This is a genomic window from Bacillus sp. 37MA (assembly GCF_000372765.1).
GTDB classification, from domain to species: Bacteria; Bacillota; Bacilli; order Bacillales; family Domibacillaceae; genus Domibacillus; species Domibacillus aminovorans.
The window spans coordinates 1,203,286-1,228,995 of sequence record NZ_KB889752.1 but is presented as its reverse complement, the minus strand read 5'-3'; the positions used below and the strand labels follow the sequence as shown (position 1 = coordinate 1,228,995).

At 41.2% G+C, this 25,710-nt stretch carries 31 protein-coding genes; 8 read left to right on the top strand and 23 right to left on the bottom strand.

Annotated features, from left to right (window positions below; translation table 11 throughout):
• Window positions 1-80: 80 nt before the first annotated feature.
• From cotJC to A3M5_RS0106935, 3 genes are read right to left on the bottom strand one after another with little or no spacing between them, the layout of a single operon-like run.
• On the bottom strand, window positions 81-650 hold the full coding sequence (gene cotJC, locus A3M5_RS0106945; protein WP_018393041.1) for a spore coat protein CotJC: 570 nt from the start codon (window positions 648-650) through the stop codon (window positions 81-83).
• 24 nt (window positions 651-674) lie between these two features.
• Window positions 675-938 carry a spore coat protein CotJB gene (locus A3M5_RS0106940; RefSeq protein ID WP_026221617.1) on the bottom strand — a complete coding sequence of 88 codons (264 nt, stop codon included), beginning with the start codon at window positions 936-938 and terminating at the stop codon, window positions 675-677.
• The gene (locus A3M5_RS0106935) at window positions 931-1,179 is read right to left on the bottom strand and encodes a spore coat associated protein CotJA (RefSeq protein ID WP_026221616.1); all 249 of its coding nucleotides are present in this window, start codon (window positions 1,177-1,179) and stop codon (window positions 931-933) included. Before A3M5_RS0106935 ends, A3M5_RS0106940 begins: the two co-directional genes overlap by 8 nt.
• A gap of 91 nt (window positions 1,180-1,270) precedes the next feature.
• On the opposite strand from A3M5_RS0106935, the gene A3M5_RS0106930 reads away from it, so the two are divergent.
• Entirely contained in the window at window positions 1,271-1,861 is a 591-nt protein-coding gene (locus tag A3M5_RS0106930) for a YitT family protein (RefSeq protein WP_018393039.1), read from the top strand.
• An 80-nt stretch (window positions 1,862-1,941) separates the two neighbouring features.
• On the opposite strand, the gene A3M5_RS0106925 is transcribed toward A3M5_RS0106930, so the two are convergent.
• Window positions 1,942-2,520: a spore coat protein gene (locus tag A3M5_RS0106925; protein ID WP_018393038.1), complete on the bottom strand. Its 579-nt coding sequence runs from the start codon at window positions 2,518-2,520 to the stop codon at window positions 1,942-1,944.
• Window positions 2,521-2,715: 195 nt separating this feature from the next.
• Here A3M5_RS0106925 and yxiS point away from each other — a divergent pair, with 195 nt between their 5' ends.
• Window positions 2,716-3,015 carry a protein YxiS gene (yxiS, locus tag A3M5_RS0106920; protein ID WP_018393037.1) on the top strand — a complete coding sequence of 100 codons (300 nt, stop codon included), beginning with the start codon at window positions 2,716-2,718 and terminating at the stop codon, window positions 3,013-3,015.
• Between the two features lie 21 nt (window positions 3,016-3,036).
• Here the strand turns inward: yxiS and A3M5_RS0106915 are convergent, their stop codons facing one another.
• The 3 genes from A3M5_RS0106915 to A3M5_RS0106905 form a co-directional block, all read right to left on the bottom strand.
• Window positions 3,037-5,145 (bottom strand): sensor domain-containing protein, encoded by a 2,109-nt coding sequence (locus A3M5_RS0106915; RefSeq protein WP_018393036.1) that lies wholly within the window; start codon window positions 5,143-5,145, stop codon window positions 3,037-3,039.
• A 114-nt stretch (window positions 5,146-5,259) separates the two neighbouring features.
• The gene (locus tag A3M5_RS0106910) at window positions 5,260-6,225 is read right to left on the bottom strand and encodes a cation diffusion facilitator family transporter (protein WP_018393035.1); all 966 of its coding nucleotides are present in this window, start codon (window positions 6,223-6,225) and stop codon (window positions 5,260-5,262) included.
• 180 nt (window positions 6,226-6,405) lie between these two features.
• A complete protein-coding gene (locus A3M5_RS0106905; RefSeq protein ID WP_018393034.1) occupies window positions 6,406-6,990 on the bottom strand; it encodes a LysE family transporter in 585 nt (194 codons plus the stop codon).
• 108 nt (window positions 6,991-7,098) lie between these two features.
• On the opposite strand from A3M5_RS0106905, the gene A3M5_RS0106900 reads away from it, so the two are divergent.
• The gene (locus tag A3M5_RS0106900) at window positions 7,099-7,653 is read left to right on the top strand and encodes a helix-turn-helix domain-containing protein (RefSeq protein WP_018393033.1); all 555 of its coding nucleotides are present in this window, start codon (window positions 7,099-7,101) and stop codon (window positions 7,651-7,653) included.
• Window positions 7,654-7,809: 156 nt separating this feature from the next.
• Entirely contained in the window at window positions 7,810-8,238 is a 429-nt protein-coding gene (locus A3M5_RS0106895; protein WP_018393032.1) for a VOC family protein, read from the top strand.
• Window positions 8,239-8,569: 331 nt separating this feature from the next.
• On the opposite strand, the gene A3M5_RS24530 is transcribed toward A3M5_RS0106895, so the two are convergent.
• Window positions 8,570-8,698: a YuzL family protein gene (locus A3M5_RS24530; protein ID WP_018393031.1), complete on the bottom strand. Its 129-nt coding sequence runs from the start codon at window positions 8,696-8,698 to the stop codon at window positions 8,570-8,572.
• A 180-nt stretch (window positions 8,699-8,878) separates the two neighbouring features.
• On the opposite strand from A3M5_RS24530, the gene A3M5_RS0106885 reads away from it, so the two are divergent.
• Window positions 8,879-9,124 (top strand): YkuS family protein, encoded by a 246-nt coding sequence (locus A3M5_RS0106885; protein WP_018393030.1) that lies wholly within the window; start codon window positions 8,879-8,881, stop codon window positions 9,122-9,124.
• Window positions 9,125-9,450: 326 nt separating this feature from the next.
• Here the strand turns inward: A3M5_RS0106885 and A3M5_RS0106880 are convergent, their stop codons facing one another.
• Window positions 9,451-10,464 carry a zinc-dependent alcohol dehydrogenase family protein gene (locus tag A3M5_RS0106880; protein ID WP_018393029.1) on the bottom strand — a complete coding sequence of 338 codons (1,014 nt, stop codon included), beginning with the start codon at window positions 10,462-10,464 and terminating at the stop codon, window positions 9,451-9,453.
• A 66-nt stretch (window positions 10,465-10,530) separates the two neighbouring features.
• Window positions 10,531-10,635 (bottom strand): hypothetical protein, encoded by a 105-nt coding sequence (locus tag A3M5_RS26800; RefSeq protein WP_231373221.1) that lies wholly within the window; start codon window positions 10,633-10,635, stop codon window positions 10,531-10,533.
• Window positions 10,636-10,998: 363 nt separating this feature from the next.
• Between A3M5_RS26800 and A3M5_RS0106875 the strand changes: the two genes are divergently transcribed.
• The 3 genes from A3M5_RS0106875 (at window position 10,999) to A3M5_RS0106865 (ending at window position 14,332) form a co-directional block, all read left to right on the top strand.
• The gene (locus A3M5_RS0106875; RefSeq protein WP_018393028.1) at window positions 10,999-12,204 is read left to right on the top strand and encodes a quaternary amine ABC transporter ATP-binding protein; all 1,206 of its coding nucleotides are present in this window, start codon (window positions 10,999-11,001) and stop codon (window positions 12,202-12,204) included.
• Window positions 12,205-12,208: 4 nt separating this feature from the next.
• On the top strand, window positions 12,209-13,936 hold the full coding sequence (locus A3M5_RS26420) for a glycine betaine ABC transporter substrate-binding protein (protein WP_018393027.1): 1,728 nt from the start codon (window positions 12,209-12,211) through the stop codon (window positions 13,934-13,936).
• 162 nt (window positions 13,937-14,098) lie between these two features.
• The gene (locus tag A3M5_RS0106865) at window positions 14,099-14,332 is read left to right on the top strand and encodes a hypothetical protein (protein WP_018393026.1); all 234 of its coding nucleotides are present in this window, start codon (window positions 14,099-14,101) and stop codon (window positions 14,330-14,332) included.
• A 77-nt stretch (window positions 14,333-14,409) separates the two neighbouring features.
• Here A3M5_RS0106865 and mdh read toward each other — a convergent pair whose 3' ends face one another.
• The 13 genes from mdh to eutH all read right to left on the bottom strand — a co-directional run bounded on the left by mdh (window position 14,410) and on the right by eutH (window position 25,641).
• Window positions 14,410-15,345, bottom strand: a complete 936-nt coding sequence (gene mdh, locus A3M5_RS0106860; RefSeq protein ID WP_018393025.1) for a malate dehydrogenase — start codon at window positions 15,343-15,345, stop codon at window positions 14,410-14,412.
• Between the two features lie 52 nt (window positions 15,346-15,397).
• A complete protein-coding gene (locus A3M5_RS22445; RefSeq protein ID WP_018393024.1) occupies window positions 15,398-15,757 on the bottom strand; it encodes a BMC domain-containing protein in 360 nt (119 codons plus the stop codon).
• Window position 15,758: 1 nt separating this feature from the next.
• Window positions 15,759-16,034 carry a EutN/CcmL family microcompartment protein gene (locus A3M5_RS0106850; protein ID WP_018393023.1) on the bottom strand — a complete coding sequence of 92 codons (276 nt, stop codon included), beginning with the start codon at window positions 16,032-16,034 and terminating at the stop codon, window positions 15,759-15,761.
• A 19-nt stretch (window positions 16,035-16,053) separates the two neighbouring features.
• Window positions 16,054-16,920, bottom strand: a complete 867-nt coding sequence (gene pduL / locus A3M5_RS0106845) for a phosphate propanoyltransferase (protein WP_018393022.1) — start codon at window positions 16,918-16,920, stop codon at window positions 16,054-16,056.
• A gap of 96 nt (window positions 16,921-17,016) precedes the next feature.
• Window positions 17,017-17,304 (bottom strand): BMC domain-containing protein, encoded by a 288-nt coding sequence (locus tag A3M5_RS0106840; protein WP_018393021.1) that lies wholly within the window; start codon window positions 17,302-17,304, stop codon window positions 17,017-17,019.
• Window positions 17,305-17,325: 21 nt separating this feature from the next.
• Window positions 17,326-18,846, bottom strand: coding sequence for an acetaldehyde dehydrogenase (acetylating) (locus tag A3M5_RS0106835; protein ID WP_018393020.1), 1,521 nt, complete (start codon window positions 18,844-18,846; stop codon window positions 17,326-17,328).
• A gap of 16 nt (window positions 18,847-18,862) precedes the next feature.
• Window positions 18,863-19,516, bottom strand: coding sequence for an ethanolamine utilization microcompartment protein EutL (gene eutL / locus A3M5_RS0106830; RefSeq protein ID WP_026221613.1), 654 nt, complete (start codon window positions 19,514-19,516; stop codon window positions 18,863-18,865).
• Between the two features lie 13 nt (window positions 19,517-19,529).
• The gene (gene eutC / locus A3M5_RS0106825) at window positions 19,530-20,492 is read right to left on the bottom strand and encodes an ethanolamine ammonia-lyase subunit EutC (RefSeq protein ID WP_018393018.1); all 963 of its coding nucleotides are present in this window, start codon (window positions 20,490-20,492) and stop codon (window positions 19,530-19,532) included.
• 14 nt (window positions 20,493-20,506) lie between these two features.
• A complete protein-coding gene (locus tag A3M5_RS0106820) occupies window positions 20,507-21,868 on the bottom strand; it encodes an ethanolamine ammonia-lyase subunit EutB (protein WP_018393017.1) in 1,362 nt (453 codons plus the stop codon).
• A gap of 16 nt (window positions 21,869-21,884) precedes the next feature.
• A complete protein-coding gene (locus A3M5_RS0106815) occupies window positions 21,885-23,333 on the bottom strand; it encodes an ethanolamine ammonia-lyase reactivating factor EutA (protein WP_018393016.1) in 1,449 nt (482 codons plus the stop codon).
• 126 nt (window positions 23,334-23,459) lie between these two features.
• Entirely contained in the window at window positions 23,460-23,969 is a 510-nt protein-coding gene (locus A3M5_RS0106810) for a EutP/PduV family microcompartment system protein (protein ID WP_018393015.1), read from the bottom strand.
• 13 nt (window positions 23,970-23,982) lie between these two features.
• Complete coding sequence (gene eutS, locus A3M5_RS0106805; protein WP_018393014.1) at window positions 23,983-24,324, bottom strand: ethanolamine utilization microcompartment protein EutS; 342 nt, start codon at window positions 24,322-24,324, stop codon at window positions 23,983-23,985.
• 42 nt (window positions 24,325-24,366) lie between these two features.
• Window positions 24,367-25,641, bottom strand: a complete 1,275-nt coding sequence (gene eutH / locus A3M5_RS0106800) for an ethanolamine utilization protein EutH (RefSeq protein ID WP_018393013.1) — start codon at window positions 25,639-25,641, stop codon at window positions 24,367-24,369.
• Window positions 25,642-25,710 lie beyond the last annotated feature (69 nt).

Here is a 25,710-nt window from a genome sequence, read left to right as displayed (position 1 = left end):
GTGTCCGTATAAATAAAGACATTCGTATTATAACACTGAATATTTAACGTACTTTCTCATTAAGCTGTTCCGTTTAGATCTTAAAATATTTTTTTACGATCACGTTCCTCTTTTAATATTTCAACAGCTTCTCTGAAACGCTGTGAGTGGATAATTTCTCTTTCTCTTAAGAAACGGAGCGAGTCATTCAAATCCGGATCATCGGACATATCAATAATCCACTGATAAGTCGCTCTCGCTTTTTCTTCCGCTGCAATATCTTCATATAAATCAGCAATCGGATCTCCTTTTGCTTGTATATATGCAGCAGTAAATGGGACACCCGCTGCATTATTATAAAACAAAGCGCTGTCATGAGCGACATAGTGCTCACCGAGTCCTGCATCTCTTAACTGCTGTGGCGTTGCATCTTTTGTTAATTTGTAAATCATCGTTGCAATCATTTCCAAATGAGCAAATTCTTCTGTCCCAATGTCTGTTAGCAGACCAATTACTTTTTCCGGAATTGTATAACGTTGATTTAAATAGCGGAGAGCAGCCGCAAGTTCACCGTCCGCCCCGCCGTACTGCTCCGTTAAATATTTGGCTAAAGTGGGGTTACAAGTGCTGACTTTTACAGGGTATTGAAGCTTTTTTTCATAACTCCACATTGGATTCCCCCCTTTTCCATTTCGTTATACTTGCCACGGCCACGGACCACTTTTCCATGCCCAAAATTCAGGTGTACGATTAAGGCTGCCTTGTTGAAGAGGACCAAATGCTGACTCGAATTTTACTTTAAGCTGTTTGCTGTAATGAGCAAACTGATTGTATTGCTCGATCGCTTGCGTATCAGTCGGATGAGTGTCCAAGTATAGAGTCAATTCAATGAGAACAAAGTCAGCCACTTGTATTTCTTCCAACTGCTTATAGTACTCTTGAGGTAATGTTTTATCCATGTTCCTTATCCGCTCTCTTCTTATAAGGATTTTCGTAAAAATCATAGAAAACAGGCCACAATGTACCTCTTTTCAATGCCTCTATAGGAGAAAACTGCGGAAGGTTTGGCGGTTGAAATCCTAAATATAAGTTTGGCGGGGTGCTATAATATTTACGTCCAATGGGTGGACAGGGGTCACAGGGACTGTGATATGGAACGTACGACTTTACTTTTGTAAACGTCTTTGGATTACTTTTCATTTTTCCTCACCTCACTAAATGACTTGCTTTGTAATCATATACATTTCCTTCCTTGTATATGCTAGAACATCATATTAAAGGTGGGGAAAACATGCCCTTTTTACACAAAACAATCTCGATTACGATAGGAAGCTTCTTATTAGGTATTGGGGTGAATGTTTTTCTTGTTCCTTATGAATTACTGGATGGGGGAACCATTGGAATTGGTCTGATCTTGCACTATTTGACAGGCATAAAAATCGGGTTCGTCGTGATTATCATGAGCATACCTATTTTTATGTTGGCATGGATTTATAACCGCGCCTATTTTTATAACAGTCTTCATGGAATGATGTTTTCCTCGTTCATAATCGATGTGCTCTATCCACTGCATTCTTTAGGAACTAATTTGTATCTAGCTCCTCTTACAAATGCTGTGATCGGGGGAATCTTTGTAGGATCGGGGATTGGCCTCATGCTTCGGTTTGATACGAGTATTGGCGGAACTGATTTGCTCGGTCAAATGTTCGCCAGGCATCTAAACATGAATCCAGGAATCATGATTTTTCTTCTTGATTTCTTCATTGTTTTTACCGGAAGCATCATCTTTTTAAAGGGTACCCCCTTTTTATCCTGTCTCACCGTTTGTTGTGTAGGGATCATGACCAGCCTGTTTTCAATAAAGAATAAAGCAGTAAAGTAAAATCAAGATTTTTTGTTAAACACTTTTATGTAGTATTAAAAACAATCCCGCTGTCATGAAGACAACGGGATTGTTTTTAATTAACGTGCTGCAACTGCCGCAGAAGCTGGTGCATATGATTGCATGATCGCCTGCATATCTGTAATTGGAAGCTGTGGCACTTGATAGTAGCCATTTTTATTTTGATAAATCGAGATCTCATACGCCATTTCGATACAGTTTGGAATCGAATCAGCGAGCACACGGCGTACGACAGGATTTGTCGTTTCCATCGCAGCACCTGTTTTTACTGTAGCTAATGATTTAGCCGTGCCAAGCATCCATCCAGAAATGATCTCATCATTAATTTCACTTTCTGATTGAATCGGTTTTTTTGGCTGAGTTGGTGTCAGTCCAAATTTGAATGTGTTGTTCTCTTTCATCATATAGGTTTTCGTCGGCACGGCCGGATCTTGACCAGATTGGAAACAATCTACAATCGTGTTGTACGTCTGATGCATAAATTGATGCTGACGATCAAGTATGTCGAGCAATTCCTGATCCTTTACTTTTGACCGGAGCACCGTGTATTTGTCTAATGCGCCGATTGTGCATGATAATACTTCATGGACGTCAAAGATCTCATGTGCACCATGGTTAAACTGTGGGGAAATATTCATGTGTATTCGCCTCCTCAAGATTGTGGTACGCGCTTATTATGGAGCAACGATTCTTTTTTATACGATGAAATTATTTACTGACATTAGCTGCTTGTGAAATGAAAATAGCGCCGATCACAATGCTGTCTTTTTCCTCTTCCTTATGTAAAAATGAACAATAACTCAACTACTTACAAATGGAAAGGGTTAAGATAAATGAATAAAAAAGAGCTAGAAAACAGTATAATTGAAAATTATCAGCGTGATGAACAAATGATGGTATTTATTTTCGCTCAGTGGTGTGTCAATAACGATTTTGATCCAATTGAACTGTATACGCAAGCCTATCCGAATCAAGCGGCTAACGACGCACTAAAACAAGCAGTCGAGTTAACCGTACCTAAAGAAGAAGCGGGTACTATTGCAAATGAAACGTTGCTAAACGTGCTGTCGTTATATGGAAATGACGATCTGTCGTTTATCGTGATGGAAGAAATGAACAAACGAAAAAAATAACTAACTGCCTTTTGACCGGTTTTATTGTAGAGAGTAAGCGAACGACCGCGCGAAAAATACGGTTATTTGTTCTGCGGGCATCGGCTTTGCAAAAAAGTAGCCCTGTGCCTCATGGCAGTTCATTTCTTTTAAAAAGATGACCTGTTCCATCGTTTCCACTCCTTCTGCAATGACATTTATTTTCAAACTTTTAGCGAGTGTAATGATCATCGCCACAATGGCTTTATTCGTATCATCCAGTGTTTTGACGAATGTCTGGTCAATTTTAAGCCGATTAATCGGAAAATGACGAAGCGAACTGAGTGAACTATAGCCTGTCCCAAAATCATCTAGACTAACATGAATATTCAACTCTTTTAATTTTCGCAGCACAGAATGAAAAAATTCACCTTCAACTGTCATGCTTTCCGTTATTTCAAGGTCCAGACAGTCAGGCGATAAACCGCTTTGCTCAAGCACCTCTTTCACGTTGTCGACAAAATTAGGCTGTGTGAACTGTCGTACAGAAACATTGACGCTGATCCGGACAGCTGGAAAACCGGCATCCTGCCATTTTTTATTTTGATGGCAGGCTGTTTGCAGCACCCAATTGCCAATCGGTACAATTAAGCCTGTTTCTTCGGCAAGCGGAATAAAGTCAGCGGGTGAGACCGTACCGAGCTTCGGATGTTCCCACCGGATAAGGGCTTCCACACCTAACAAGCAGCCCGATTGAAGATCGAATTGGGGCTGATAATGCAATTGAAATTGGCCACGTTCAAGGGCTTTATGCAACTCTCGCTCAAGCATCATTTTCTTCGCATTTTTTTCATCGAGTTCTTTTGTGAAAAATTGATAATTATTTTTGCCCATCTCTTTCGCTAAGTACATGGCTGCATCGGCATTTTTAATCAGTGTCTCGCTGTCTTGTCCGTCATCCGGATATATGCTAATGCCCATACTTGCCGTCACGAAAAGTTCTATTTCATTAAAGGACATCCGTTTCCCTATATGACGGATCATGCGCTCTGCTATTCCTTCTGATTCTTTACGGCATACACCAGGCAGTACAACAGCGAACTCATCTCCACCAATGCGAGCGACCATATCGCCTTCGCGAAGACACTCCTCAAGACGTCTTGAGACCGTACTCAATACTTGGTCACCGATGGTGTGGCCCATCGTATCATTAACATGTTTAATTCGATCAAGATCGATGAATACAACTGCAAACGGATTATGGCGGGCAGAAGATTCAACTGTTTTCATGTGTTTTTGAAAAAGACGGCGGTTTGGAAGCCCCGTTAAGTAATCGTAATAAGCGACACGATAGATCGCTTTTTCCGCTTTTTTTCGCCCTGTAATATCGGTAGCTGTCCCGACTACTTCGATAATTTGGCCCTTCTCAAAGATAGGCGATAAGTGAATAAGAAGCGTATGTTTGAAAATTCTGACTTCAAAGTCAACAGCTTTTCCTTTATACGCTTTGGCGAAATAGAATTTTGTTTTTCTGACCACTTTTGCTGAAAAAAGTTCATCCAGCTTCTTCCCTTGCACAAGACTTGTCGTATAGCCTAAAGGCTCCAAAATTTTCCCTTCAAGCAATATTAGCTGAAATTCTCCCTCATCCGTCTGCCTATATTTAAAAACGGCATTTTGTAAGTTTTTCACTGTTTGTCGAAAGTCATTTTTCAGTGCCGTTTTCAGTTGTTCTTCCGCTTTTTTTCGGTCGGTAATATCACTTCGTATCGAGACAAACTGGTAAGGAGAGCCATGATCATCAAGAAACGGCACAATCGTTGTGCTCACCCAGTACTCTGACCCATCTTTCGCTCGGTTTTTTATATCGCCTTGCCAAATATCACCTTGCTTGATCGTTTTCCACATATACTGAAAAAACGATTTGGGATGAAAATCCGAATTGATGAGGCGGTGCGTTCGTCCAATAAGTTCACTACGTTCATATTGTGATATTTCGCAAAAACGATCATTCACATAAGTAATGACACCGTTTTCATTTGTGATCACTAAAATAGATGATTGATCGAGTGCGTAATGAATATCATGCAAGTCTTTCACAACACGTTCATATTGAATGGGTACTTCGTAATGAGTTGTACTTAAGTAAAAAAGAGTGTAACTTTTATCCATTTACAAATCTTCCTTTCATAAAAAGAAAAAACATACATATTTTTCATTATAAGCCATATAGTCCTTTTTAACTACAAAAATCGAATTGATATGGATCAATTCGATTTTTCTTCATTATTTGCTGGTTGTTTTCGGCTGCCAACTCGATTTATCGTCATCTTCAATAATGCCGAGCGCGACATCTGCAATTTCTTTTTCCCTTAGCAATCGGTCTCTGACTCGGAATTTAATGTCGTCCGCTTCTGCAAGTGAAAATCCTTTACGCAGTTCGATAATTCCGTCAACATGATACGAGCGGCCTTCCTGTAAAATGCGTAAATGATGAATGTCTACCGTATCCGCGTCTTCTAAAATAATCTTTGCTACTTTTTCCTCTACTTCAATAGGAGCTGCCACACCGATAAGGCCTACCATGTTGTCATACCCAACGCGGAAGGCAACAAAAACCATCAATAATCCGATTATTATTGTTATAACACCGTCCGCTTCTAGAATGCCAAAAAACTGTGCGAGCGTAATCCCGATCAGCGCTAAAAATGCGCCGGATGTCGCAACGAGATCTTCATAAAAGACAAGACGCGTTGCCGGTGATGCTTTACCGACATTTCGAAACGCCTGCGTCAAAATATTGCCGCTTTTTTCAACGTGTGCTTCTTCTAAAATTTCTTTCATCGCTTTAAATAAAATAAATCCATCAACGATGATGGCCGCTACGAGAACAGCAACATTTAATAAAAAATCTGTAGCTTCTTCTGGATGCTGAAGCAATTTCCATCCTTTTAAAATCGTTTCGTATGCCATAATCGTGACGACGATGACTGCGATCATACAAAAGATGTTAACAACCCGGCCGAACCCGGTTGGAAACCGTTTTGAAGGCTTCATCTCCGCCAGTGCACTGCCAAAATACACAAATCCCTGGTTCACAGCATCTGCTAGTGAATGCATAGCCGATGCAAACATCGTGCCGCTGCCGCTGAACGAGGCCGCAAAAAACTTCAAAATCGCTAACACCATATTGCCAATTGCTGCAATACCTGAAGATGTATTTCCCCTTTTCAATAGCTGAACGATCGCCATATATGCCCGCCCTCCTATTTTTCTATATATCCCTATACCCTAGGAGTGTTTATTTATATCCTGACCTTTATTAAGGTTTTTATAAATGAATAAATAAAAAATTTAGAAACTGATGAGATAAATTAACAAACAAACGATTCTATCTTACTGCAGGAAATCGACTTTTTCATGTGTCTTGTTTTATTCTACAAGAATCGATACTGCACTATACACTAATAACAAAGCCATAATAATGTTAAACTGACTTCTATACTTTGTTAGGTACATTTGAAACAGTGAACCAAACACACTCCAACACATAGTACTAAGAAAACCAACAAAAGCGAGAAATAATGAATATACTAGTAAGCTGAATTTGGAAGTGTGATATGGAAGGATAAAGGTTGATATTGCTGTTATGCCATATAAAATACCTTTCGGATTTACGAATTGTAAAAGCATACCTGAAAAAAAACTGTTATTCTTGTCCCCTTCATGGTCTTTATCATTATTTTTACTTAACATTATTTTTATAGCCAGATACAACATATAGATTGCAGCTAAGATAATCATAATAAATTCAATTTTTGGAATGAAATTTTTAAGCAGTAGATTAAAATAACTACACAATAACATTATTACAAAGAAGCCTGCACCTACTCCTAAACAAAACCTAAGTGTCTTTTTAAACCCGTATTGATTAGCAAATAACATTGCCATAATATTATTAGGGCCTGGAGTAAAACTAGTAACAAAAACATATAGAAAAAACGACAATAAAGGCATATTGGTCTCCCTTCTGTAACGTATGTTATAATGACTAAAATATACATTATAACGATTTACTTTTTATTGTACAACATGACCGTTATATTGTAAATGAGGAGTGTATTTATGGAGGAAATAAATCTTATCATTGCAAAAAACTTAAAAGCCTTGAGAGAAGATAAAAAATTAAGCCTTGAGAGGGTCGCAGAGCTGACTGGAGTAAGTAAAACAATGATTGGTCAAATTGAAAGAGGCGAATCGAGTCCCACTATTACAACTATCTGGAAAATTGCCAATGGCTTAAAGATCTCTTTTACTTCTCTAATAAATAATCCGCAACCAGATACCAAAGTTATTTTAAAAAGTGAGGTTCAAACATTATCTGAAGATAACGGAAAGTATCGAGTTTATCCCTATTTTCCCTTCCAAGATGATAGACGCTTCGAAGTTTATTCAGTTGAGATAGAAAAAGGAGGGTTTCTAAATGCGGATTCGCACAGAGGAGGAACTGAGGAATTTTTAACTGTTTTTGATGGGGAATTAACTGTCAGTGTAAATAACATTAAATATATAGTAAGAAGTGGTGATTCTATCAGATTCAAGGCTGACAGACCCCATAACTATCATAATTCAGGGGAAACATTAACTCGATTAAGTATGATTATATATTATCCAGTTTAAAAAACCTGGTTCTTGCAGAAAGGGACAGCTTGTAGACAAAGTCTTCATTTTGTAGGTATTTTTGATAAAATTTTTGATTCTGTACAGTTAAATGATACAATATAAAAACAAAGAACTTAGCAATGATTTACATTTTAATACTTAGGAGTGAAACGAATGTCTGTTGATGTATATATTAATTTTAATGGGAACTGTCGTGAAGCAGTAGAGTTTTACGCACAGGTATTTGGAACAGAAAAACCACAAATTATGACCTTTGGTGAAACACCACCTAATCCAGAATTTCCTCTGCCAAATGAAGCAAAAAATTTAGTAATGCACACAAGGCTTGATATTGATGGAAGCAATGTTATGTTTTCTGATGTTTTTCCTGGTATGCCTTTTGTTGAAGGTAACAACATAAGCCTCGCATTAGTTAATAAGAATATGGATGAAATTAAATCTATCTTTAATAAACTGAGAGAAGGCGGCACTGTAGTCATGGACCTTCAAGAAACATTCTGGAGTAAGCTCTATGGTCAAGTAATAGATAAATTCGGAATTAATTGGCAATTTAACTATGATAGTGGAGAAATGGGAATGTAATTTTCTCGAGACATTTTCAAAAAGGATATATATACTTTTTGTATTTCTAATACTACTATACCCTGTTTTATCAAGTTGAGGATGTTGCGGGATGGGATTAAAAGAAGTAATGAGATTAGGACTAATAAGCTGAAATGGATAAATAATACTATTTGCAGGAAGGATTCTCCCTTCCTGCTTTTTTGTGGAAAAGATTTTCCACATCATTGGTGGAATCGCCCTATTTACTGTCTCCATTTAGTAAATTGCTCGATTTAGTTTATATTTATTTCCACTAATGGATTTGTTTTCTTAATCAAAAACGCTTTTCTGATCACTAATGATCATATAGCTATTTCTTCTTTTTATGTCGGGCTGAAGATACCGTTCTTCCATCAGTTTCTATATTCGTCGTTCCTTGTCCCTTGACTTCTGGTGAACCTAATTCTGCCTTTGACGGGTCTTTTTTCCTTTTTCCCATTTTATCACCTCCTCCCTTAATTGTCTCAATTAGTACCTATTTTTATTCTCTGAAAAATGCAGTATAAAAACACGATTGAAAAGACAATCTATAAACGGTCAGCTGGACCCCACTTGTTTTTTTAAAAAGTGAGAGACTTACTGCCCATTAATGCGGGATTAACATGAGGAGGTATAATGAATGGCGAAAAAAATTGCCGTGGAACAGTCGTTAACAAATATTACCGAGGCCCTTCGAGAAAAAGGCTATGATGTGGTGGATTTAAAGTCGGCCGAGGACGCAAAAAATTGTTCTGCTTGTGTTGTGACGGGGATAGATTCAAACGTAATGGGGATGCAAGATATCTCAACACTAGCTCCTGTCATTGAGGCAAGCGGCTTGTCGGCTAATGAAGTTTGCCGACAAGTGGAGGAGTTACCTGTCTAATAACAAATAAAACCGGGTCTAGACTTTGTCTAGGCACCCGGTTTCTTTTTCAAATTTTTTTAAAGTATCCCTTGTTGAGACCCCCACGGCTAAAGCCGTAAGCTCTACAACTATATCTCTTCATTGTGAGCTTAACGTTAATTAAATTTAAATGATGATTTCACCGTCTTCTCCTCCTGAAAATTTACTGCTTTCAATGGGAATTAACGAAAAGAATCGGTTAGGTGCTATTAAAATGAGTGTTAGAACTTATCTCAAAAACAAAATCTCACTATCCTCGTTTAGTACAGATGTCCACAAGAGTTTGATCTGAACCGGGTAAATGTTTATTTTTCGATTTGCACTTGTACTTTAAATTGACTGCTGCTGCGTGGGCCTTTTAAGAAATCAATCGTTTCCTCGAGAGACAACTGATCGGAAATGAGATGGTTAAGTTGAATTCTTCCTTCTTTCACCCAGTGGTAAGCAGGCAGGAATGTATGATTAATGGCCATAGAACCCAAAATTGTCCAATCTTGATTGTATAATTTAAATGGATCCAAGGTTACTTTTGCATCTTGAGGCGTGACACCAAATTGTAAATATTTCGCCGCCTTTCCAAGATAGCCAAATGCCGTTTCAATCACAGCTGGAATTCCAGTAGCATCTACGACAACATCAAATCCATTCGGATATGTTTCCTTATTCAGGTGTTTTTCGATTTCTTGACTCAGTACGCCTTTCGTAGCACCCCACTCCAGCGCCATATCGAGTTTCGCTTGATCAATATCCACAATGACAAGTTCAGACGCACCAGCCATTTTTAATGATTGGACAAGCTGCTGGCCCATTGCTCCTGCTCCAAATAAAAGAACCCGGTCTCCTACTTGTAAATCAAGGCGGTTCATCGCATGAACAACACATGCCATCGGTTCGATGAACGCGGCCTCTTCAAAAGAAAGTGAATCTGGAATTTTTACAACATTTCTCGCAGGAACCTTTACATATTCCGCCATACTCCCATCAGTGGTGTTTCCGAGAGCACCCCAATTTTCACATTGGTTGCCACGATGGGTTAAACAAAATTCACATTCTCCACAAAATAAAGAAGGGTCTGCGGTGACTCTTTCTCCTTTTACAAATCCTGTCACTCCCTTGCCGATTTCATGAATAACGCCGGAAAACTCGTGCCCCGGAATAATTGGATAGGGTGATACAAACTCGCCTTTAAAAATATGAATATCAGTACCGCAAATTCCAGTGTGTTTTACTTGAATTGTCACTTCCCCAAACGACGGTGCTGGATAAGGTACTTCTTTCACTATTGCTTTATATGGTTCTTCAATTACTAATGCTTTCATTTTCGCTCCTCCTATTTGAATTCGCTTTCATAACGCTATTTTAGCAAAGCTATCCATTCTATAATACTAAACAACACACGATCGCAATACAAATTCCCATGTGCCGTCAACATGAGGCTCGTTCTTTGCCACTTTATTCGTTGATTCCATCGTGAAAAACCATTTTCTCATCAGATCTGGGTTCAACCAAGCGTCAAACACTCTTTCCACAGTTGAATCAAAACGACGCGTCATTGTTAGTGTTGTTGTCGATGTATTAATCCTTTTTATTATCCATTACTAATAAGTTTGTTGCAAACAATTAACATAATCATGGAAATATTACATGTTACATTCATTTTTCACGCGTTATGGAATCAATGTCAGGTAAAGCTATGTGAGATTCTAATGAGATTCAGTAAATATTTGTGAATTTCTGATATCTAGGGATCTATAGCATATAGGCGCTTGCACTTTCTTATGATAAATCAGCATAAAACGAGAAGACTCGGCAAAACTGAAGATAATATGGGCAATTAATAATGAGGTGACTTGATGAATCCATATGTAGAAGTCAGGAATGTCTCGAAGATTTTTGGCAAATCTCCCAGAGCAGCTATTGATTTATTGAAGCAAGGCAAAACAAAGAAAGAAATTTTGAAAGAAACGGGACAGACAGTTGGCGTGAAGAATGTTAATTTCAAAATTTACCCTGGTGAAATTTTTGTCATCATGGGTTTATCCGGAAGCGGCAAATCAACCTTAATCCGTATGTTTAACAGGCTGATCGATCCTACAATCGGAGAGATTTTGATTGAAAATGAAGATATCGTTAAGATGAATGCCGCCAGACTGAGGGAAGTCAGACAAAAAAAAATCAGTATGGTCTTTCAGAACTTTGCTCTATTTCCACATAAAACAATATTGGAAAACGCCGAGTATGGTCTCGAAATTCAGAAAGTCCCTGTTGATGAACGTCGAGAAAAAGCGATGAATGCGCTTGAAGTCGTCGGATTAAAAGGCTACGAAAACCAACTGCCTTCACAGTTGAGCGGCGGAATGCAACAGAGGGTAGGCCTTGCAAGAGCTCTCGCTAGTGATACCAATATCTTATTGATGGATGAAGCTTTCAGTGCTTTAGATCCGTTAATCCGTAAAGATATGCAGGATGAATTACTTGAAATTCAAGATCAATATAAAAAAACGATTATTTTTATTACTCATGATTTAGATGAAGCATTACGGATTGGAGACAGAATTGCTTTGATGAAAGATGGCAGTGTCATTCAATTGGGAACCCCTGAACAAATTATGATGAATCCAGCCAATGAATTTGTCGAGAAGTTCGTTGAAGATGTCGATTTATCCAAAGTATTAACAGCATCACATGTTATGAAACGACCAGAGAAGATCGGCGTAGACCGAGGTCCAAGGGTTGCACTGGAAATTATGCGGAAACAAGGTTATTCCAGCATTTTTGTCGTTGATCGTAAACAGAAGCTATTGGGAGCACTGACGGCTGAACAAGCACGTCAGGCAATTGATCAGAACCAATCCATTTCTGAAGTGATGACAACCGACATACCGACCGTTAGAGAGGATGCATTACTTGAAGATCTCATGGACGAGATGGCGACCTCAAGTCTTCCCTTATCGGTTATCGATGAAGAGAAAAGAATTAAAGGAATCGTTATTCGCGGAGCCGTAATTGGTGCTTTAGCAGGCAATAAAGATTCTTTGAACGATTTGGAGAGTGATTGATTCAATGAATTTGCCGAAAATCCCACTAGGAGAATGGATCGATTCTCTAGTGAATTGGTTAACCATTACGTTTGCTGGATTATTTTCATTTATAACAAGTGCGATCGAGGGGACATTAAATATTCTAGTTGATGTATTAAGTGCAGGCCCTCCTATCGTATTAATGATTATCTTAGCCCTTTTGGTTACATATACCAGCAAATGGCCATTAGGAGTTTTTACGATAGTTAGCTTACTGTTGATTGATAATCTTGGTTATTGGGAATCAAGTATTCAAACACTTGCCATCGTTATATTATCAGGATTGCTCACCATAGTAATAGGGGTACCAATCGGAATATGGTGTGCACAAAGAAAATCGGTGCGAAACATCATTACTCCCATTTTAGATTTTATGCAAACCATGCCTGCATTTGTTTATTTAATCCCATCCATTTTATTTTTTGGAATAGGAGTCGTACCAGGGATTATTGCATCGTTTATTTTTGCTATTGCTCCGACAATCCGCATGACCAATCTTGGAATTCAGGAAGTACCTAAAGATTTAATTGAAGCATCAAATGCTTTCGGTTCAAGTAGCAGGCAAAAATTGTTCAAAGTCCAATTACCTTTGGCAACTCCAACGATTATGGCCGGGGTTAACCAAAGTATTATGCTTGCTCTATCTATGGTTGTTACTGCTTCATTAGTTGGAGCACCTGGACTTGGAGCAGATGTTTATCGAGCTGTCAGTCAAATTAATGTGGGGCAAGGCTTTGAAGCTGGATTATCCATTGTCTTCATTGCGATCATTCTCGACCGTATCACGCAAAACTTACGCAAGCCAGCCTATGAGCATATCGTTAATCGAAAAATTGTTTTTTCAATTTTAGCTATGCTTGTGGTGATCACTGCACTCGTTTTAGGGTTTACAAAAGAAAATACTGTGAAAGAGAATGCTAATGGAATCGGTTCCCAAACCGATTATGAAATCATTGGGATTGAACCAGGAGCAGGATTGATGAAGTTAACTAGGGATGCGATTAAAGATTACGGACTAAATGATTGGCAGCTTATTGAAGGCTCTTCAGCAGCAATGGTTGCTGAATTGCGGAAAGCCTATAATAATCAAGAGCCAATTATTGTAACTGGATGGTCCCCGCATTGGATGTTCTCCTCATTCGATTTAAAATATCTTGAAGACCCGAATAATTCCTTTGGTGGATCTGAAGATATTCATACAATCGTTCGAAAAGGACTTGAACAGGATGCTCCTGGAGCTTATAAAATCCTTGATCAATTCTCCTGGGAAACGAGTGACATGGAAGAAGTGATGGTCGATATAGCAGACGGTATGGAGCCATCCGAAGCTGCTGTGAAATGGATAGACGCACATCAGGACAAAGTAGTCCAATGGACAAAGGGTGCCCAAGCAGGGAATGGTGAAAGTATCAACCTTGTCTATGTTGCCTGGGACACAGAAATAGCCAGTACAAATGTCATTGGCAAGGTTCTTGAGCAGAATGGCTACACTGTTACACTGAGGCAAGTTGAAGTTGGCCCAATGTTTGCAGGTATTGCCAACGGCAGTGCAGATGCAATGGTAGCTGCATGGCTACCCGGCACCCATCTCGAATATTATAATACCTATAAGGACGACATCGTTGACCTTGGAGCAAATCTCCAAGGAACGAAGAATGGATTAGTTGTACCTGAATATGTCGATATTGATTCAATTGAAGACTTGAATTAAGCTCCCCCCACTTAGCAGCGCTAAAGTGGGGGATTCCTATTGTAGACAAAACTTATGCTACACCAAAGTTCATTCGTTTTTTTGCATATATTTATAGTGAGCTGCATATACTTGATGATTATAGATCAAACATAATTTACGTATAAAGGAGAGCTGATGTGTTTGAAAGAAGATCTTCAATTTATTAGTGATATTATGTTGGACAAGTTAGATGAATTAAACGATCTTATTGAATCAGGAGGAAGACTTAGCCCGAAAGTGGAACTAGCCTTTATGTTGGGGATTCAAGGCTTACTTAACCAATCCATTCAAAAAAAAGAAAAAGAGGAACGTTCAAACACGAGTGTTGTAAAAAAATCCGAATATGAAACTATGTCTTCAATAGCAAACAAATAATTCTTTAGAAACAAAAACAAGGAGATTAAAGTGTATGGATCACTTTTAATCTCCTAATTTGTGTTTGGACCGTTTTTTTATAGGATACTCATCACGCTTCGGACGGATTGAACCGATTGATCAAGCGCTCTTTTTTCATCTGGTGTTAATGGCAATTCAATAATACTCTCAATGCCGTCACCGCCGATAACGGTCGGAACACCTAAATATAAATCATTGTAACCGTACTCGCCTTCTAAATAAGCGATGGATGGCAAAATGCGTTTTTTATCACAGACAATGGCTTCCGCCATTTGAACAAGCGCTGCAGCGGGGGCGTAATAAGCGCTGCCATTGCCTAGCAAAGCTACGATTTCACCGCCGCCTTTTCGCGTACGCTCAACGATTGCATCAAGACGCTCTTTTGAAATAATTTTCTCGATTGGGATGCCACCTACATACGAGTAGCGAACGAGCGGAACCATATCATCACCATGTCCGCCAAGAACAAAACCGGAGATATCTTCTACTGAGATGTTCAGTTCTTCTGCGACAAATGTGTTAAAACGAGCCGTATCGAGAACGCCTGATTGGCCGATAATTCTATTTTTCGGGAAACCCGTCGTTTTATAACAAACATAGGTCATCGCATCGACTGGATTGCTAAGAACTAGAATATAGCTTTCCGGCGCGTGTATTTTTACTTGCTCGGCTACATGCTTCATCACTTTTGCATTCGTCGTAACGAGGTCGTCCCGGCTCATACCCGGTTTTCTTGCGACACCTGCTGTAATAATAACAAGGTCCGCACCCGCAATATCTTCATAATTGGACGTACCGGTAATCTTCGCATTAAATCGCTGAACAGGGCCGGTTTCCAGCAGATCGAGTGCTTTCCCTTTTGCTGCGTTCTCCTGGTCAGGGATATCAAGTAGCACGACATCACCTAATTCTTTTTGTGCTGTCATCAATGCTACGGTTGCACCAGTATAACCAGCTCCAATAACCGCAATTTTGTTTCTTCGAAAAGCCAAAACCAATTCCTCCTTTCACGCTTTTCAGCTGAGAATAACGGACTGTTTACGTTTACGCATTATCCGATTTTTTGTCTGCCTGCGTACCTGTCTGAGGCTCTCGTTTTGCGGGTAATTCTTTTTCAAGAACAGGTTCTGGTTCTGACGGTATCATCATATCATGAACCGATTGGTCTGGACGTGGAATTACGTGTGCCCCAACAAGGACACCAACCCGTTTCACGGCTTCTTTGCCAGCATCAACAGCCGCTTGAACAGCCCCGACATCCCCTTCAACAATAACGGTTATTAAACCACCGTCGATATTTTCCTGCTTAACTAGCCGTACATTAGAGGCTTTCATCATCGCATCGGCCGCTTCAATCGAACCGATCAATCCTCTTGTCTCAATCATTCCAATTGCCTGACCCATATTATTCACCTCTTTCTATTTCCAGGGAATCAATAATTCCAATTATAACCGCATCAATTGGAATCGGATTGTCCCGCATAATAAACCGGGATGATCCGCCACTTGTCACTAGAACATTATCACCAATGCCTGCGCCAATCCGGTCCGCCGCCACTATGGAGCTGTTTACAGGTTTTCCGTCGACATGAATCGGCTGCACAATTAGAAGTTTTAGTCCCTGCAAGCCCTCTTCTTTTCTTGTTGCCCATACATTTCCTATCACTCTTCCTATTCGCACGATGACATCACCTGATTTTCTATTTAATAAATGTAATCGTTTTCCCAAGTTCTTTTGCTGTATCTTTTGCAAGTGGTGTCACAATGGTTCCTTTGCCGATAACGATTTCCAGTTCTTCAATCGACTGAATGTGTTCACGTGAGAGTAGTTTTTGTTTAAACTCATGTACTTGGCGCACAGGCGCTACCTTTTGTGACGTAACCACTACAGAAGAAGGCGTATGGGGAACCGATTTTGTTTCCCTAATCAATTCTCCGGTTCCGCCTGTCTTAACAAACCCGGCATTTGCTTCATCTGTATCAATATGCATTTCAAGGTTATAGCGGTCTGATACACGGATTAATACTTTATCCAGCAAGATTGGTCGTTCGCCATGTATTTTCACTTTGACGTATTCGCCATTTTTCACTTGAAACTGGTCCGCATCCGTTGGAGACATATGGATATGCGCCTGAGCGATTATTAATCCTTCCGAAAGAGACAGACTTCCGGATGGTCCAATTAATGTAACAGGGGCTGAGTCTTGAATATTCCCAGATTCCCGAAGTGGTGGTTTTACACCCAATTTCATTGCGTCTGTCCAGCTGACTTCAGCCTGTGTCAATTGCCGGGAAGGACCGAGTACACGAACACGCTCAAGACTTCCCTTTGGTCCGGCAATAACGACTGTTTCATTCGCTGCAAATTGACCCGGCTGCGATAAATCACTTTTCTTCGTTAATTCATATCCTGTACCGAAAAGTACTTCCACATGTTCCGGCGATAAGTGGACATGACGCGCAGAAACAGCTACTGGAATCGTATCGTAAAGGGCTTCTGCTGATACTTTTTCACCAAGCTGACCCATAACTTCCGCTACGATGCGCGCAATCATTTCCCTATTCATCTGTTTCCCGCCTTTCTGTCAAACTGCTTGTTCCCTGTCATTTGTTAAGAGGTGCCTGATCGTTTTCTTGTCTTATTAAATCTTCTGTTAGTTGTGTTAGCTTAGCTCTTTCGGTAAAATCATTTCAAGCTCGTTGTGTGGTCTTGGAATGACATGGACAGACAGTAATTCGCCTACGCGCTGCGCTGCAGCCGCTCCAGCATCAGTTGCCGCTTTTACTGCCCCAACATCACCACGCACAAGTACGGTCACAATTCCACCACCGACGTGTACTTTGCCAACTAAGTTTACACTTGCCGCTTTTACCATCGCATCTGCTGCTTCGATTGACCCGATCAACCCTTTTGTTTCTACCATTCCTAATGCTGTACCTTCTCTATTCATTTTCATTACCTCCAGATTTTATTAGTTATTTTGTAATTGTTTTATAATTTGATTGACAAGATTGCTCACGGTTTCTGGATCCACCTTATCAGCCGAATTCATAGATTTGAGCATTTCCTGAACGATTTGTTCGGTTTCACTTTTTTGGACAGGTGGAACTGTTTCTACATTTTTAGGGAGTTCGATTTCTTTAATACCATACGCCATTCGTTTAATGTTCATTAAATGCTTGGCGGAAACATTGTCAGACGTAATATTACCGCCAAACGTGCCGCAACCGAGTGTCATAGATGGCAGCAAACCCGTTGTTCCGCCGACTGCACCGACTGATGACATCGTGTTAACTAAAATACGAGAGACGGGCATGTCCACCGCAAATTCCCGGGCAACTTCATCGTTTTCAGTGTGAAGAGATAAACTGTGACCACGGCCGCCGAGAGACAATAATGAGAGACAAAGCTCTTTCGCATGAGTGCGGTTACTCGCAGTATACATCGCAAAAACAGGTGATAATTTTTCCATCGAGAATGGAATATGTTTACCAACTTCTGTCTCTTCTCCGACGATAATGCGTATGCCATCGGGAATAGTAATACCGGCCAATTTAGCAATCGTTTGCGGGCTTTTCCCGACAATTTTCGGATTAACCTTACCCGGAACCGGTGATATTGCTTTTTCCATCTTTTTCTTTTCTTCCAAGTCTAAGATATATGCTCCATTTTTCTTCAACTCACGAAGCACCATCTCTTTCACATTATGATCGACAACAATAGCCTGTTCAGTCGCACAGATTGTCCCGTAATCAAACGATTTGCTGTTGACGATATTTTCAACGGCTTTTTCGATTTTAGCAGTTCGTTCAATATAGACAGGTACATTGCCCGGGCCAACCCCATAAGCGGGTTTTCCGGAGCTATACGCGGCTCTAACAAGTGCACCGCCGCCAGTGGCGAGAATTAAGTTTACATCCGGATGCGTCATCAATTTTTGCGTCGCTTCCATGGAAGACATCGTTAGGCATTGAACAAGCCCGTTTGGCGCTCCTGCAGCAACCGCTGCCTCTTCGCAAACCTTTAATGATTCGGCCGTACATTTCACAGCATATGGATGCGGGCTGACAACAACCGCGTTACGCGTTTTTAATGAAATTAATGTTTTGAAAAAAGCGGTTGATGTCGGATTGGTTGTTGGAATAATAGCAGCGATCACCCCAAATGGTGCAGCGATTTCGGCCACCTTGTTCGCTTTGTCTTCTTTGATAATCCCGACGGTTTTTAAATCCTTAATGCTTTCATATACGGCTTTTGAGCCAACTTCATTTTTAATCTTTTTATGTTCAGCTACGCCCATTCCTGTTTCTTCTACTGCCATTCGACCAAGTTCAGCCGACTTTTCATAAGCAGCATCCGCCACAGCCTTTACAATGCGATCCACCTGTTCCTGTGAGTAGGACATATATTTTTGCTGGGCATCTTTCGCGGCCTTCACAGCAGTGCGCATCTCTTGAATTGCGAGTAAATCTGAATCCATTGTTGTTACCATATGTGATACTCCTTCCCTAGTAGCTTTTCGGGTTCGCCGTCAGAATTAAAATTGTCTGTCGGAATGCGTCTGCTGCCGCCTGGCAGGAAGATTGACTGCCAGTTAACAACCCGCCACTGAAGTTTGTTTCTGATGGTGGCGCGAACCATTCACACAATTTTACATCTGCAGCTTTTAAGGCAGCATCCAATCCGACGGTCGCTTCTAAAGGCGGTGCAATTAAGTAAGCAAGTGCTTCCCCCTCTGGAATACCTGCCATCTTGGATAAAAAGCTGCCGGTTCGTGAAACCGTATGCGCGTAAAACGCATGATTTGGATCTCCGCTAATCATTTCGAAATAAGCATCACTTTCTACTTTGATCTGAATCGCATCGAGAGCACTTTTCACTTCTTCCGATGTTGGTCCAGCCAAAATGGCCATAAACTCTCCGGAAAGCGGACCCGATGCGTGCTCAGCTCCTGCATAAAAGCTTTTCGCATACACGACCTCTACATCTGCTTTTTTAGTAGCTTCATCTGCTGCTGTATAACCTACATCATCGATAGTGGAGGTAAAGAGACCGATACTCCGTTGATACGGCTTCAACTTCAATTTTTCTGCTAATCCCGCATCAACGTTTGGAATAACTTTCATAGCCAGTAGCTCTGCAAAGATTTTTTGTGAAGTCATTTCAGTCACCTCTCTATCCTTCTTTTTTCACGAGTGAAACGCCGCTCGCTTCGTATTTTAAAATCTTTTGAATCAGTGTTCCTAAATAGGCCCCCGCTTCCACCGGAGGAATGCCGCCTTTATGAATATTGGAGACAACCATGCGGTCTGCTTCAATCGTGCCGATACGGGGTTTGTAACATAAGTAAGCACTTAATGATTCCGCGGAGACAAGTCCCGGCCTTTCACCGATTAACATAACGACGACATCCGGCTGCAGCACATCACCGATTTCATCCATAAGAGCCACACGGCCTTTGTCGACATAAAAGGGGGTCCCTGTTTCAATTCCTAAGTTTCCGAGCGACTGTACGAGTGATAGGTACACATCTTCAAGGTTTTCTTCGATCGCCTTAGCGCTCAATCCATTAGATGTGACAATTTGGACACTTGGTGAAAAGGCACAGCGTTTTTTAATTAATTCTTTCGCTTCATCTGAAAGTTTGCGGCCGAGGTCTGGACGGCGAATGTACTCTTCCTTGTCTTTGACTCTGGTTTGCACTTGGAATAAGTCGAGCTGATGTAAGATATTATCAGGCACTTCACCGTAAACCGCGTCGACTGCTGCTGCATGATCCAGGCGGAACTGAAGCCACGTGTTCGTCTTCGGCCTGGATCCTGCCCGCCCTACGCCAATACGTGACGGTGTTTTTTTCTTCAACTCTTCGATAAATTCTTCCTGCTTCGAAATGGTCTTTTCTGCAGGCTGGGGATGAACAGTACTTTTCTTCTCCGGCTTTGCGGAAGTCGTTTGATGAAATGTCACCTTGCCATTTGGATTTTCAGGGGGTGGCAGCTCTGTTAACGCACCGGTTGCCTGTTTGCTATGAAGCTTAATCTGTACATCCGCTGTGCCGGCAGACGGCTGAGATACTTCGTTTGATTTTAGTTTTTCCACGACCAGCTTTGTAATGGTTTGAATTAGTTGCTCATTCACTTCGTTCACCCCCTTTAAGAAAATAGAGCAGCGTTTCCTGCATTGCGCCCAAGTCGTCCGTTTTCATAAATACCCATTTTTTCAAGCCACTCCAGGAAAACAGGTGCAGGCGTTTTGCCAAATGTTTGATTTAATGTAGCCACATCGTGATAACTCATAGACTGATAATTCAACATACAATCATCGCCCATTGGCGTTGCGATGATAAAGTTTACACCGGCTGCTGTAAGCAAAACACCCAAATCTTCAATATCATTTTGATCCGCTTTAATATGGTTCGTGTAGCAAATATCGACGCCCATTGGAATGCCGTGCAGCTTGCCCATAAAATGATCTTCAAGACCTGCTCGAATTACTTGCTTGCTGTTGTATAAATACTCCGGTCCAATAAATCCGACAACAGTATTCACAATGTACGGATCATAATGACGGGCAAAACCATAGTTTCGTGATTCGAGTGTCACTTGGTCAATACCAAAATGAGCTTCTGCCGACAGTTCGGATCCCTGACCTGTCTCAAAGTACATATGCTGAGGACCGGAGCCCGTTCCTTGTTTTTTCGCCAGCTCATTTGCTTCTGCAATGAGTTCGGCTGAAATACCAAATGAGCGGTTGGCCGCTTCCGTGCCTGCAATGCTTTGAAATATCATATCGGCAGGAGCCCCTTGTTGAATAGCCTTCATCTGAGTCGTAACATGTGCGAGTACGCAGTTCTGTGTCGGGATGTTCCAATCGTTCATAAAGTCATGCGTTGCATGCAGCAGACGTTTTACACTTTCAACAGAATCATCTACCGGGTTGATCCCGATGAGCGCGTCTCCGATACCATACGATAGCCCATCTTTCAGCGAGGCAATCATTCCATCCACATTGTCTGTTGGATGGTTCGGCTGCAGACGCGATGACAGTGTTCCTTTATGGCCGATTGTAATATTACACGTCGTCAAAACCTCCATTTTATTCGCGGCGTGCACTAAATCAAGATTAGACATCAGCTTTGTGACAGCTGCAATCATTTCGCTATTTAATCCTTTGCTGATGCGCTTCAATTCACGGTCACCTGTTTCATTGCTCAAAATATACTCACGGAGTTCAGCTACGCTCCAGTTTTTCATGTTTCTATATATCGTTTCATTTACATCGCCTTCGATGACAGCGGATACTTCATCCTCATCCGCTGTCAAAAACGGATTGCTGCGAATGTCTGCAAGTGTGATGTCGCTCAAAACCATTTTCGCTGCAATACGCTCCTGCACTGTCTTCGCGGCTATACCGGCAAGCCGATCGCCAGACTTTTCTTCGTTCGCTTTTGCAAATACTTCTTTTAATTCGGTGAACGAATATACTTCACTGCCTAAAGTTGTTTTTAACTTCAAATCACTCAAGCCTCCTTCACGACGAGTGGAATGTTAATGTTTTGACGATAACCGGCACAACTTCTGACTGCAGTGCCCGGCCAATGTCCATATAATCGCCATGATCGACATTGATTTGATCGATACAAATGACACTTTGTCTTGCGTTCATTGCAAGCAGCGTCTGGCCGAGCACTTTTGCATAATCCATCTGCATTACAAGCAAAATAGGCTGCTCGGGATCATGCCGAAGCGCCATCACCTGCAAAATGGCTCTTGCCAGCTTCTGAATATCTTTAAAGCCCATATAAGGTAAGTCCGCTAAATATAAAACGAAATTTTGCCCTTCTTGAAACGAATCATAAATATTAATAGCTTCTTTTATTGATTGCCCAAGCGCTGCCAATCCCTTTTCTAAATGGCCGTGAAACGAATATTTGTAAACGGGTACATTTTTTACTGGCAGTTCATCCGGAGCGACTTGAATAGTCGCACCGCTTATTTCGGTCGTCTGCGTGCCGGCTCCAAGTACAGTAGCACGAACGGTTTCCTCCGGCTCAATCCAATCCCATTCAGTAAGGCGGCGGTTTGATTGAAGTGATGCGGCCAGTTGCTTGCCAATGTCGTTGTATGAAATATCCGATGGCCGCGTTATTTCCTGTTCATACATACACTCAGAAATTCCGCCGGAAAACATAATCGCTTCTACAGGTTCGTTCCAATTCGGTTTATGGCCCAATAGCAGGACTTCGTCTTCTGCTTTTACCTCTTTTGCTAAAACACGGGTGATCGAATCAGCCATAAAGTCTGCTATGAATTTGATATCGGGATGGCGGTTCGTATCTCCTAACCGCAAACTTTTATTTTCTTGTTTTAACAGCTGTTCAATCGGAGGTGAAATGGACATCACAGTTGAATCTTTAAATTCGATCAGCCGTCCGCCAATGTGCATGGTGCATGTTCCGAGAAGCTTATCTCTTTTATACACCGCAATGTTAGCTGTGCCCCCGCCAATATCAATGTTGGCGGTCACACGCCCTGTTTTCAGCGCATAATCATAAGTACCTGACCCTTTCGCTGCAATGATTCCTTCTAAGTCTGGACCGGCCGCTGCCACCAAGAAATCCCCAACTTCTCTCGACAAATAATGAACGATTTCACGTGCATTTTGTTTGGTCGCTGTTTCCCCAGTGATAATAACAGCGCCTGTTTCAATGTCTGATGATTGAATGCCTGCATCTTCATACTGAGAACGAATAATCAGCTCTACTCCCTTAATATCGATTGTCGTTGCATCCTGAAGTGGCGTGCGGAAAATCGGACTTTTATACAAAATCTCTTTGTCTACAATTTCAATTCGGGGCACGTGCGTACTGCCGGCCACGTTCATTAATGAAAAACGGCTGATAATAATTTTGGTTGTACTCGTGCCAATATCTATTCCGGCGCTGATGATCGCTTCTTTTTTCGGCTGAAATCCGGCCATTCGAACACCTCTTTTCCCAATAAAAAAAGACACCTTCACAAACTCAACGATTAGAATCGTCGAGTCGTAAAGGCGCCTTTGCCGAAATTATTTACTTTTCATAGGGTAAATATATCAAATAGTCTCTTATTTGTAAAGGCTATCATAAAAGATGACGTGACCATCATCTTGCTTAATTGCATACGCTTTCATTTTATCGATCGTTGATAACGATACCAGCTCTTTAATGTGCGTTAAACCTTTCCCTGTCAAGGCAGAGGTCACAACAATAGGTCCGCAGACAATCGTCCTCTTTAACATGTCCAGCGCTTCCACAAGTTTCGCATCTGGATGATCTGATTTAGTGACGATGCCAATTGGCAACTTTGAAATACCTGAACTAAAATTAGGCGGGAAAATGATCTTATTTCGAGTGGCATCTTGCAAATATAAAACGTGCGTCACTTCTAAAGAAGTGGCCATAATACTTTTGTAAAACATAGGGTTTTCTGTATATTCACCCGGTGTATCCACAATCCAATCATAGTAAAGAAGAGACTGTGTTTTGATCGCTGGAACACTTTTTCCAAGAAGAGCGTTTGTCAACGTGGATTTCCCTGCTCCTACGGAACCGATCAGCATGGCCCTGTTCTGCATAAGCTCCACTTCCTTATGATTTCGTTATCGGGGCTGGCGTATAGCCAAGTTTCTCTGATAAGAATCGATTAATTTCCTGCATCGCCATTTCCACTTCTGACACACTTCCTACGATGACGAGACTGCCTGTGAAACGATCGAGAAAGCCAATAGAGACGTTCGCCGCTTTCGTCGCAAGATCCCCTGCGATAATCACCGTTTCACTCGGTGTCAGTGTTAATATTCCGAGTGCCCCCGCCTGCTGAATGCCTAGCTTTTGAAACATATCAGGATCCGGATTGGCAATTACATGACTTAATGTCAGCTGTTTGCCGGGAACAAATTCCTGTATAAATCGCTTTTTCTCTTCGGACATTTTCCTGCTCCTTTCAACTACAAATCAAGCTTGAGCTTATTTTTAAACTAGTTTTTCTTTTGATTCGTTTTCTTCTGATTCGTTTTCTTCTAAATATTCGCCTTTTCGAATGATGCCTTCTGCTCGGTCCTTTTCCTCCAACTTTAAAGCCGTTGGAACGGAGAGCCAATATGCAAGACCGATGGCACATATCCCAGCTGAGAATTTACCCAAAATCACCGGTAAAATTAAATTCGGCTGAAAGTTGGCCGTAAAGGATAGATGATCGCCTAATAAGAAAGCTGCACACACGGCAAAGGAAATGTTAATAACTTTATCTTTTGGAGGCATGTGTCGAACAAGCTGGAACATGGCCAAAATATTGGCGATTGTGGCAAGCAGTCCTGCGCTTCCGACAGAAGACAAGCCCAATTTGCGTCCGCCTGCTTCAAGCGGCGCTGATGCATACTTCCGAAGCAAATATATCATTGGAAATGCACCGGCAAGCATAATGCCGATATAGCCGGCTGTTTCAAGTGCCCGAAATTGATCTTCTTCGTCCGCCATAATCGGATGGAATCCCCACGAACCAAAAATAGTAGAAAAAAGACCTGTGAAAATTTCAATAATTGAAAAGACAAGGACAAGTTTAATTCCCACATCCATAATTCGACCAAATAACATAAATCCGTTGATCATGAGAGATGGGAAAAATTTCAGCCCGGCAGCAATGACAAGGACAAAAATGAGAAGTGGCAGCAGGTTAATAAAAATTTGTCCGTAAGCTAGGACAAACTCATGTGTAGACTCAGTCGTTGTACTAATTTCCTGACGAACTTTCGTATTGAATAAGACAACGAGTACACTAGAAATAAACGCCCCGATTGGAATCGTTAATACGCCGGACATAATGCCAAGTGCCATATATTTATGATCCCGTTTATCTAGCATCGCAAGACCCATCGGAATTGAGAAAACAATCGTGGCACCCGCCATGTAACCGACAATCAACGCCATAATCCATCCTTCATAAGATTCTTTCAATGCATTGGCCAGCTGATAGCCTCCCATATCTGAGGCAAGAATGGCCGTAGCCGCAATCGCCGGATCCGCGCCTAATTGATGAAACAACGGACCAATCAACGTATCAATAAACCATGTTAAATAAGGGATAGATGCCATAATCCCGGCAGCCGGTACAAAGATATGACCGATGGTATGAAGGCCATCCATAAACTCCTTTCCAAGACCTTGATCTGCATTACGGATGGCTGCAATCACCCCGGCCAGTGCACAAGCCATGATAATATAAACTACTATTGTTCCAATTAACTCCATATGAATCCCCCTGGTATTTACTAAGATCAGTCATAGAAATAGACCAATTTGAGCTGCTCTCACCCCCCT

What these genes read in the sequence shown, in the direction of transcription:
- cotJC (WP_018393041.1), bottom strand. Translation starts at nt 650, where the DNA reads ATGTGGAGTTATGAAAAAAAGCTTCAATACCCTGTAAAAGTCAGCACT.
- A3M5_RS0106940 (WP_026221617.1), bottom strand. Translation starts at nt 938, where the DNA reads ATGGATAAAACATTACCTCAAGAGTACTATAAGCAGTTGGAAGAAATA.
- A3M5_RS0106935 (WP_026221616.1), bottom strand. Translation starts at nt 1,179, where the DNA reads ATGAAAAGTAATCCAAAGACGTTTACAAAAGTAAAGTCGTACGTTCCA.
- A3M5_RS0106930 (WP_018393039.1), top strand. Translation starts at nt 1,271, where the DNA reads ATGCCCTTTTTACACAAAACAATCTCGATTACGATAGGAAGCTTCTTA.
- A3M5_RS0106925 (WP_018393038.1), bottom strand. Translation starts at nt 2,520, where the DNA reads ATGAATATTTCCCCACAGTTTAACCATGGTGCACATGAGATCTTTGAC.
- yxiS (WP_018393037.1), top strand. Translation starts at nt 2,716, where the DNA reads ATGAATAAAAAAGAGCTAGAAAACAGTATAATTGAAAATTATCAGCGT.
- A3M5_RS0106915 (WP_018393036.1), bottom strand. Translation starts at nt 5,145, where the DNA reads ATGGATAAAAGTTACACTCTTTTTTACTTAAGTACAACTCATTACGAA.
- A3M5_RS0106910 (WP_018393035.1), bottom strand. Translation starts at nt 6,225, where the DNA reads ATGGCGATCGTTCAGCTATTGAAAAGGGGAAATACATCTTCAGGTATT.
- A3M5_RS0106905 (WP_018393034.1), bottom strand. Translation starts at nt 6,990, where the DNA reads ATGCCTTTATTGTCGTTTTTTCTATATGTTTTTGTTACTAGTTTTACT.
- A3M5_RS0106900 (WP_018393033.1), top strand. Translation starts at nt 7,099, where the DNA reads ATGGAGGAAATAAATCTTATCATTGCAAAAAACTTAAAAGCCTTGAGA.
- A3M5_RS0106895 (WP_018393032.1), top strand. Translation starts at nt 7,810, where the DNA reads ATGTCTGTTGATGTATATATTAATTTTAATGGGAACTGTCGTGAAGCA.
- A3M5_RS24530 (WP_018393031.1), bottom strand. Translation starts at nt 8,698, where the DNA reads ATGGGAAAAAGGAAAAAAGACCCGTCAAAGGCAGAATTAGGTTCACCA.
- A3M5_RS0106885 (WP_018393030.1), top strand. Translation starts at nt 8,879, where the DNA reads ATGGCGAAAAAAATTGCCGTGGAACAGTCGTTAACAAATATTACCGAG.
- A3M5_RS0106880 (WP_018393029.1), bottom strand. Translation starts at nt 10,464, where the DNA reads ATGAAAGCATTAGTAATTGAAGAACCATATAAAGCAATAGTGAAAGAA.
- A3M5_RS26800 (WP_231373221.1), bottom strand. Translation starts at nt 10,635, where the DNA reads ATGAGAAAATGGTTTTTCACGATGGAATCAACGAATAAAGTGGCAAAG.
- A3M5_RS0106875 (WP_018393028.1), top strand. Translation starts at nt 10,999, where the DNA reads ATGAATCCATATGTAGAAGTCAGGAATGTCTCGAAGATTTTTGGCAAA.
- A3M5_RS26420 (WP_018393027.1), top strand. Translation starts at nt 12,209, where the DNA reads ATGAATTTGCCGAAAATCCCACTAGGAGAATGGATCGATTCTCTAGTG.
- A3M5_RS22445 (WP_018393024.1), bottom strand. Translation starts at nt 15,757, where the DNA reads ATGGGTCAGGCAATTGGAATGATTGAGACAAGAGGATTGATCGGTTCG.
- pduL (WP_018393022.1), bottom strand. Translation starts at nt 16,920, where the DNA reads ATGAATAGGGAAATGATTGCGCGCATCGTAGCGGAAGTTATGGGTCAG.
- A3M5_RS0106840 (WP_018393021.1), bottom strand. Translation starts at nt 17,304, where the DNA reads ATGAATAGAGAAGGTACAGCATTAGGAATGGTAGAAACAAAAGGGTTG.
- A3M5_RS0106835 (WP_018393020.1), bottom strand. Translation starts at nt 18,846, where the DNA reads ATGGTAACAACAATGGATTCAGATTTACTCGCAATTCAAGAGATGCGC.
- eutL (WP_026221613.1), bottom strand. Translation starts at nt 19,516, where the DNA reads ATGACTTCACAAAAAATCTTTGCAGAGCTACTGGCTATGAAAGTTATT.
- A3M5_RS0106815 (WP_018393016.1), bottom strand. Translation starts at nt 23,333, where the DNA reads ATGGCCGGATTTCAGCCGAAAAAAGAAGCGATCATCAGCGCCGGAATA.
- A3M5_RS0106810 (WP_018393015.1), bottom strand. Translation starts at nt 23,969, where the DNA reads ATGCAGAACAGGGCCATGCTGATCGGTTCCGTAGGAGCAGGGAAATCC.
- eutS (WP_018393014.1), bottom strand. Translation starts at nt 24,324, where the DNA reads ATGTCCGAAGAGAAAAAGCGATTTATACAGGAATTTGTTCCCGGCAAA.
- eutH (WP_018393013.1), bottom strand. Translation starts at nt 25,641, where the DNA reads ATGGAGTTAATTGGAACAATAGTAGTTTATATTATCATGGCTTGTGCA.